The following is a 9685-nucleotide window of genomic DNA, read 5'->3' on the forward strand; positions in this document are numbered from 1 at the left end:
GAATGGTACCATTACTACTCTGCGCATACACAGCCTGAGACACCAGGCAGCTTAGAAAAAGTAAATATTTATAAAAACGACTCATACTTATTTAGATTAATTAAACGGTCGCAAAGATAGTAGCGCAGGTATATTTTCTAATACTTATTAGGAAATAATTAGAACCAGATTAGAATTCGGGAAGAGGCAATCCGCAGCGATTTTCGATAATAGCAGCATCGAAGGAAATTATAGCACATTAGGAATATACAATCTCTTCAAACGGCTATCCAGCGCGGGTACCTGTGTTTTTAACAGGTTTTTAATTCGTTTTTAACACCCCATTAAGGTTAGTGTGCGCTTTTTGTAAAGCATTATAACTGATCCGAGCCCCCTTGTGAAAAAGCATTCCCCAACAAAATCATATTGTTTCAAAAAGTTAACTACCATGAAGAGAATTCTGATGTTCATGAGCTTGTGCGCATTGTTTGTGCAAACAGGCTGTGAATCCAAAAAGGAAGAGAAAGAGGAAGAAGTGAAATTCCTCGTTACAAGCCCCCTTCAAAAAGACACATTGGTCACAAAGGAATATGTAAGCCAGATCCGGGCGATCAGCCACATTGAGCTGCGCGCATTGGAAAAAGGTTACCTGCAAAATATCTATGTGGACGAAGGACAGTCTGTCAAAAAAGGGCAGCTGATGTTCAAGATCATGCCGATGCTTTACCAGGCGGAACAGCAGAAAGCACAGGCGGAGGCCAATTTTGCAGAGATTGAATTTAAAAACACCAAAGCGCTGGCCGATAGCAATGTGGTTTCCAAAAATGAGCTCGCATTGGCCAAAGCGAAACTCGACAAAGCCAAAGCAGAACTCGGACTTGCCACCACGCACCTGGGCTTTACTGAAATCAGGGCGCCTTTCAACGGGATTATGGACCACTTCCAGGTAAGGCTGGGAAGTCTTCTGGACGAAGGCGATTTGCTTACAACGCTTTCAGATAACAGCGAAATGTGGGTCTATTTCAATGTTCCCGAAGCCGAATACCTGGATTACAAAGCCAACGAAGCCACTGCCGGCATGCTGAATGGGAACCGTGAAAACGATTGAAGCAGATTTCAATAACGAAACCGGTAACATCGCATTCAGGGCCACATTTCCTAACCCAAACCGACTTTTAAGACACGGTGAAACAGGTAACATCCTGGTGACTGTGCCTATGAAAAATGCATTGCTGATCCCGCAGAAAGCCACTTTCGAAGTGCTGGAAAAGAAATACGTGTATGTGGTGGATAAAGACAATAAGATCCGCTCGCGGGAGATTCAGATCGAAGCCGAGCTTCCGCACATTTTCGTGGTGAAGTCGGGCTTGAAGGCAGACGATAAAATCCTCCTTGAAGGGCTTCGTCAGGTAAAAGAAAACGAAAAGATCCACTCGACATTCGTGAAACCTGATTCCGTGATCTCCAACCTAAGTCTGTACGCTGAATAGTCAGGTATCTTAAAAAGCACAAAAAGACATGTTCAATCAATTCATAAGAAGACCTGTATTTGCTATCGTGATCTCGATCATGATCGTATTTATAGGCATCCTGGCGATTGAGAAATTACCCATTTCCCAGTTCCCGGACATTGCCCCTACCACCGTCAACATCTTCATCGCCTACCCTGGTGCGAGTGCCGACGTTTTGGTAAAATCGACATTGATCACCCTTGAACAAGCTATTAACGGGGTTCAGGATATGCGGTACATTGCTACCGATGCAACGAGTGCGGGGGAGGCGACGCTCAGGATCATCTTCGAGCCCGGTACCGACCCGAACGTTGCCGTAATTCGGGTAAAAACGCGGGTAGACCAGGTAATGCCGCTTTTACCTGAACTGGTACAACGCGAAGGGGTTATTATCTCGCCCGTGCAGCCCAGTATGTTGATGTACGTTAACCTTTATTCAAAGGAAAAAAGCATTGACGAAAAATTCCTTTTCAACTACGCTACGGTAAAAATGATCCCCGAAATCCAGCGGACCAAGGGGATTGCAAGAGCGCAGATATTAGGATCAAGAAGATATGCAATGCGTCTCTGGCTGAATCCCGAGCGTATGCGTGCCTACAACATTTCGACGGAAGAAGTAATGAAGGCGGTGGGCGAACAAAGTATCGTGGGTCGCCCGGGACGTATCGGACAAAGCTCGGGTATCGCAGCCCAGTCGCTGGAATATGTACTTACTTACAAAGGCCGCTACGACAAGCCGGAAGAATACGAAAACATCATTGTCCGTGCCAATGCACAGGGTGAAAGTGTTCACTTACGTGACATTGCCAAAGTGGAGTTAGGGTCTGAATTCTTTGACATTTATTCCAACTTGGATGGTCACCCGTCAGCCGCGATCGTATTGCGCCAGAACTATGGAAGTAATGCGAGCGACGTAATTGAAGAGGTGAAAAAGAAGCTCGACGTGATGAAAGAATCCTTTCCTCCGGGCGTGGATTACAAGATCAGCTATGACGTTTCGCAGTTCCTCGACGCGTCGATCGAGCAGGTTATCGACACCTTGCGCGATGCATTTATCCTTGTTGCCCTGGTGGTATTCATATTCCTTGGCGACTGGCGCTCTACATTGATCCCGATCCTGGCTGTGCCGGTTTCGCTGATCGGGGCCTTCTTTGTGATACAGGGTTTTGGCCTTTCGATTAACCTGATCACGCTTTTTGCATTGGTACTTGCAATTGGTATTGTGGTCGATGATGCGATTGTCGTCGTCGAGGCCGTCCATGCGAAGTTTGAGGAAGAGCCGGGGATTTCTCCATTTAATGCGGTTAAAAAAGTACTTGGTGAGATCAGTGGAGCTATTATCGCGATCACAGCTGTTATGGTTTCGGTATTCCTTCCGATTTCGTTCATGTCCGGTCCGGTGGGAACATTCTATCGCCAGTTCTCCATTACTATGGCCAGCTCTATCGTAATCTCGGCATTGATCGCCTTGACGCTCACGCCGGTTTTGTGCGCGATGTTATTACAAAATCACCACGGTCACCCGAAGAAGAAAAACATTCTGACCAAAGCGCTCGACGGTTTCAACCGGTCATTTGACAAGCTGACAGGAAGATATGTAAGTCTGCTGAAACGCATTGTGAGCCGCAGGGTTGTGACCTGGGTTGTGCTGCTGGGTTTCTGTGCAGGAATTGTGTTTGTGAATAAAATTCTGCCCGCAGGTTTTATCCCAAATGAGGACCAGAGTACGATTTATGCGATTATCCAGACACCTCCGGGATCTACTTTGGAAAAAACCAATGAAGTTTCACGCCGTCTTCAAAAGATATGCGAGGAAGTGGAAGGAATTGAGTCGGTTTCCTCTCTGGCAGGTTACGAGATTATGACGGAAGGTCGCGGTTCCAATGCAGGAACCTGTTTGATCAACCTGAAACCTTGGCACGACCGCAAGCAGAATGTGAAAGAGATCATGGAAGAACTGGAAAAAGAAACGCGCGGACTCGGTGCTGTAGTCGAATTCTTCGAGCCACCAGCGATCCCTGGTTTTGGTACCTCAGGTGGTTTTTCAATGCGTCTTCTGGATAAAACTTCTGACACCGATTACGCTGAATTTGACAAGATCAACAAGAAATTCATGGAAGATCTGGCAAAACGTCCTGAGCTGACGGGCTTGTTCACCTTCTTCGCTGCCAACTATCCGCAGTATGAATTGCAGATCGATAACCAGCTTGCGATGCAAAAAGGCGTGTCGATTGGTAAAGCAATGGACAACCTGAACATTATGATCGGTAGTACATACGAACAGGGTTTTACAAGATTTAACCAGTTCTTTAAAGTGTACGTGCAGTCAGACCCAAGTTTCAGAAGGCTTCCCTCCGATCTTTTGAAATTGTTTGTAAAAAATGACGCAGGCGAAATGGTGCCTTACTCATCTTTCATGACATTGAAAAAAGGTCAGGGCCCGAACGAGATCACGCGTTTCAACCTTTACAACTCTGCTGCAATCCAGGGACTTCCTGCCAAAGGCTACACTACTGCCGACGCGATTGAGGCGATCCGCGAAGTTGCAGCCAAAACATTGCCACAAGGCTACGATATCGCATTCGAAGGTCTTTCTTATGACGAATCGATCCGTGGAAATGAGTCGCTGGTGGTGTTTGCGATTGTACTTGCATTCGTGTACTTCGTTTTGGCAGCCCAGTATGAAAGCTTTATTATCCCGTTTGCGGTTGTGCTATCGCTGCCGGTTGGGGTTTTCGGTTCATTCCTTTTGCTGAAAATGATGGGATTGGAAAACAATATCTATGCACAGATCGGCTTGATCATGCTTGTCGGGTTGTTGGGTAAAAATGCGGTACTGATCGTAGAATTCGCCGTGCAGAAGCGGCAGCAGGGAGAAACCATTCTCAATGCTGCGATCGAAGGTGCGAAGGTGCGTTTCCGTCCGATTTTGATGACATCATTTGCATTCGTGGCCGGTTTGATCCCGCTGATCATTGCCACTGGTGCGGGTGCAATTGGTAACCGTACGATCGGTGCATCTGCAATGGGCGGTATGCTCTTCGGAACCATCTTCGGGGTGATTATTATCCCTGGGTTGTACTACATTTTTGGCACAATGGCCGACGGTCGGAAAATGATCAAAGATGAAGAAGACGGTTCACTTTCCGAACAATTCGTCCACGCAGTCGATGTTTTTCCCCATACTCAAGAAACCCAAAATGATGAGCAATAAAAGAATATTGACCTGGGTCGGGATCACCATCAGTGCCCTGGCTTACACAGGTTGCAACGCGCCGTCGCTGGTGCAAAGATCGCCGAACAAAAACCTGGCGGCCACTTACGTGGACGGACAAACAGCTGACTCCACTGCCAATGCAGGAAAAATGAGATGGAAGGATTACTTCACGGATCCTCAACTGAATGCATTGATTGACACAGCTTTCAAAAACAACCAGGAGCTGAATATCACCTTGCAGGAAATCGAAATATCGCGTCAGGAAATCCGCGCCCGCAAAGGAGAGTACCTTCCGTTTGTAGGGCTGCGCGGCGGTGCCGGGATTGAGAAAGCAGGCCGCTACACGCAGGTAGGATCAAGCGAAGCCACGACCGAGATTAAACCCGGAAGAGAAACGCCGGAGCCGCTGCCCGACTTTGTGGTAGCCGCTTATGCGCGCTGGGAAGTGGATATCTGGCACAAGCTGCGGAATGCAAAAAAGGCAGCTGTGAACCGGTACCTGTCTTCAATTGAGGGTAAAAATTTCATGATGACCAACCTGGTATCCGAAATCGCCAACTCTTACTACGAGCTTCTGGCGCTGGACACGCAGTTAAACATTGTTACGCAGAACATTGAGATTCAAACCAATGCATTGCGGATCGTGAAGATGCAGAAAGAAGCGACACGGGTAACCGAACTGGCTGTGCGCAGGTTTGAAGCACAGGTGTTGAATACGCAAAACCGCCAGTATGCCATTCGTCAGCGGATTGTTGAAACAGAAAACCGGATCAATTTCCTTTTAGGACGATATCCGCAGCCTGTACTCAGATCAAGCACAAATTTTGAAAGCATCGTGCCGGCAGTGATCCAGGCAGGAATTCCGTCACAACTGATGGAGAACCGCCCGGATGTAAGACAAGCGGAACAAGATCTGGAAGCTTCGAAACTGGATGTGCTTGTTGCAAGAGCCAATTTCTATCCTTCTTTGGGATTGAATGCGTCTGTGGGTTTGAATGCATTTAACCCGATCTATCTGGGCAACATTCCCAAATCCCTGATGTCAACGCTGATAGCCGATCTGGCTGGCCCGTTGATCAACAAGAATGCGATCCAGGCCACCTACAAAAGCGCCAACGCACGTCAGATTCAGGCCATTTACAATTACGAGCGCACGGTTTTGAATGCATACATTGAGGTTGTGAACCAGTTATCTAACATTAACAACCTGCAACAAAGCTACGAAACCAAAACGCGCGAAGTGGCTGCATTAACCGAATCGACTAACATTGCGAACCGTCTGTTCACCTCGGCAAGGGCGGATTATGTGGAGGTCTTATTAACCCAGCGTGAGGCTTTGGAATCAAGATTCGACCTCATTGAAACGAAGATGCAGCAGATGAATGCAACCGTAAACATTTACCGCGCATTGGGCGGTGGCTGGAATTAGAGTTAGTAGTTATGTGAATAAGGCAAAATGCCGGCCCGTAGTGGGCCGGCATTTTCTTTTGTATAAACTTACAAATCCTTCAATAGTTTTCCTCCACTCCATTCAGCAGATAATTCTCTCCTTAATTTAAGTCAAAGATTTTCCCTTCTTCGGCACCAGAAAGTGCGGATTGTTGTTAGTCTGCAATCAGGGAATAACACAATTAATTTATTTACTCTATTAATTCGATAGATAATAAAGTTTTAACCGGTTTTTAATACCTTTGCAGAAGATTAACTTAGTAGTACTAAAATAAATTTACTTTCCAGATTAAATACCAAATAATATTTCTATAAAACTGCTTAGTGTAAAATATAATTTAAATGCAGCTACAAACAACAATAGCAATCCACTCCAAAGTACTGTCCAACTACTCTCTATAAAATCCAATTATGAAAAACAAAATTCTATATCTCTTTGTGCTGGCGTTCCTCTCGGCTGTTGTGGCCCAGGCGCAGCAGCGGGTCGTCACGGGGATTATCACCGACGCCAATGACAACAGTCCGCTGCCCGGTGCTTCGGTGGCGGTAAAAGGTACTTCCACAGGTACGCTCTCGGAAGCAGACGGTTCTTTCAGTCTTAATGTGGCCGATGATGCGTCTGTACTCGTCGTTTCATTCATCGGTTACCTGGCGCAGGATGTAACAATCGGCAACAGCAACCGCATTACCATCGCATTGAAGCCAGACACGAAGATCCTGAATGAAGTTGTAGTGACTGCACTGGGTATCTCCCGTGAAAAACGGGCACTGGGCTACGCGGTGCAGGAGATTAAAGGCGAGGCGCTGCAAACGCGGCCGACCAATGCACTCAGCGCATTATCGGGCCGGGTAGCGGGCTTGCAGGTAACTTCCTCGGGCGGTAATATGGGCGGATCGTCTCGGGTTTTGCTCCGGGGTATCAACTCTATCTCAGGTAATAACCAGCCGCTTTACGTGATCGACGGTACGCCGATCGACAATGCAGATCTGAACAGCGCGGCCACCAGCTCGGGAAGCGGCGGGAAAGACGTAGGTAACATGATCCAGGACCTTAACCCGGACGATATCGAGAATGTATCGGTACTGAAAGGTCCGTCGGCGGCGGCACTTTATGGTACCCGCGCGGCAAACGGAGTGATTTTGATTACCACCAAAAAAGGCAAGGAAAACAGCAAAGTAAATGTGACGCTGAACACCGGCATTGAATTCGAAAACATCGTGCGCCTGCCGGAGCGCCAGCAGCTGTACGGCGGCGGTTTTAACCCGACCTTCCAGAAAGCAACCATCAATGGTACCGAATATAACATCGCCGAATACGCCGTGGATGAAAGCTGGGGACCAAAACTGGATGGAACGCCCGTTCTGCATTGGTACAACCTGGACCCGGAAAATACCGCAGAATACCTGAAACCGCAGCCCTGGGCTTATCCCAAAAACGATGTGCATGCATTTTTTGAGACCGGGGTTTCTAATACCAACAGTTTGTCTGTGAGCGGCGGGAATGCGAACTCTACTTACCGGCTTTCTTACACCAATAAGAATGTAAAAGGTACTGTTCCAAATTCTTCATTAAAGCGTAACTCCATTAACTTCTCAGGCTCGACGCAGCTGGGTAAGCTGAAGTTTTATAATAATTTCAATTACATCAAAAACCAGTCGACCGGTCGGCCATGGACCGGTGCTACTAACCGGAATATTATCCTGGAAGCATTTCAATGGGGACAGGTACAGGTGGATTACGACAAGCTGAAAAACTACAAGCGCGCCGACGGCAGCCAGATCCTCTGGAAACGCAGCGGTTACCAGAATACACCGGCGGGTGAGGCTGCGAAGTTTATCGACAACCCCTACTGGTCGGCTTACGAAAGTTACCTGGAAGAAAACCGCGACCGTTTTTACGGAAATGTGGGGCTCGTGTATGATGTAAATGACTGGCTGAAAGTGAGCGGCAAAGTGAATGCAGATGTGTACCAGTATCAGTACCAGGACCGCATTGCCGTTTATTCCAGGACGCAATCGCAGTACCAGGAGTACAACAACAATTTCAGTGAGTTCAACTACGAATTGCTGGCTTCGGCAAATAAGAGCTGGGGGGATATTTCATTGAATGTGAATGCAGGTGGTAACATCATGAGCCAGCGCCGCCGCATCAGCGACGCGGTTACGCAAGGCGGGCTGATCATTCCTCAGTATTACAACTTGAAGAATGCGAGCTCTGTTTTGGTTAATTCAAATGCATACCGCAAGCAGATCAACTCGGTGTTCGCGAGCTTCTCGGCGGGCTGGAAAAGCTTGCTGTTCCTCGACGGTACGTTACGTAATGACTGGTCGTCCACCTTGCCAATTGGCAGAAATTCTTTCGCCTATCCTTCTCTTACCACCAGTTTGATCTTGAGCGAGCTGAATGGTGTAAAAGATGTGAACTGGCTGGATTTTGCCAAAGTTCGTCTCGGCTGGGCGCAGGTGGGTAATGATACCGATCCTTACCAGTTGCAGCGCGCTTATGAAGCGACCCAATCTTTCGACGGACTGGCTTCTTACAGATTACCAAATCAATTAAACAACCAGAACCTGAAACCCGAAATCACGAGCTCGTGGGAAGCGGGGATCAACTTGCAGGCTTTCAAAAACCGTGTGGGACTGGACATAACTTACTACGACAATGTAAGCCGCAACCAGATCATCAACATCCCGGTATCCTCTGCATTCGGCTACGATTCGAAGGTGATCAATGCGGGTAAGATCAATAACAAAGGAATTGAGGTGACTTTGACGGGTACGCCGATCCGCGCGAGTGGATTTGAATGGAATTCGAGCCTGAACTGGTCTCGTAACCGCAACAAGGTAATCCAGCTCGCGCCGGGTGTGAATACATTCCAGCTAGCCAACAGCCTGGTTACGTTGGTGGCGAGAGAAGGTCAGCCTTACGGCCAGATCCTGGGCAACGATTTCATCTACGCTGCCGACGGACAAAAAGTGATCAAAGCCGATGGTACTTACGACCGCGGACAGCAACTGACGCCGCTAGGCAGTGTTTTGCCGAAATACCTGTTCGGTTTCCAGAATAATTTTACCTACAAAAACTTCAACCTGGGATTTCTGGTAGACGGTCGCGTGGGTGGGAAATTCTTCTCGCAAACCTATAAAGTAGGGATGTATGCGGGTGTTTTGGAAAAAACGGCTGTTAACAATGTACGCGAAACGGGCGTGGTGCTTGAAGGTGTGAAAGGTACCGTGACTTACAATGCGGACGGCACTTACTCGGTGACCAACACTTCCCAAAACGATACGCGTATTACCGCACAGGCCTGGGCACGGGGAGAATACAGCGGCCCCACCCCGCAGACGATCTTCGACGCAACCTTTGTGAAGCTGCGCGAGGTTACCTTCGGGTACAGCCTGCCGCTGGCCAATAAAACGGTGAAGTCGGTCTACTTTGGCTTGTACGGACGTAACCTGGCCAATATTTACACTGCCAGCAAATACATTGATCCAGAATTCACCAGCAGCGGCGGCAACATCCAAGGAC

3 protein-coding genes and 1 pseudogene are annotated in these 9685 nt (G+C 47.8%); all 4 read left to right on the forward strand.

Translation table 11 applies throughout. The annotated features are described in order from the left end of the window. Positions 1-427 precede the first annotated feature (427 nt). Positions 428-1469 (forward strand): annotated as a pseudogene (locus ACTIE6_RS09615) (efflux RND transporter periplasmic adaptor subunit). Between the two features lie 28 nt (positions 1470-1497). Beyond that, positions 1498-4704 (forward strand): efflux RND transporter permease subunit, encoded by a 3207-nt coding sequence (locus ACTIE6_RS09620; RefSeq protein ID WP_439556431.1) that lies wholly within the window; start codon positions 1498-1500, stop codon positions 4702-4704. Then, complete coding sequence (locus ACTIE6_RS09625) at positions 4694-6136, forward strand: TolC family protein (RefSeq protein WP_439556433.1); 1443 nt, start codon at positions 4694-4696, stop codon at positions 6134-6136. The genes ACTIE6_RS09620 and ACTIE6_RS09625 overlap by 11 nt, the downstream gene beginning before the upstream one ends. A gap of 431 nt (positions 6137-6567) precedes the next feature. After that, positions 6568-9685: SusC/RagA family TonB-linked outer membrane protein (locus ACTIE6_RS09630; RefSeq protein ID WP_439556432.1), on the forward strand; the 3118-nt coding region annotated here is incomplete at its 3' end.

This window comes from Dyadobacter sp. (assembly GCF_051859145.1).
In the GTDB taxonomy this organism is placed as follows: Bacteria; Bacteroidota; Bacteroidia; order Cytophagales; family Spirosomataceae; genus Dyadobacter.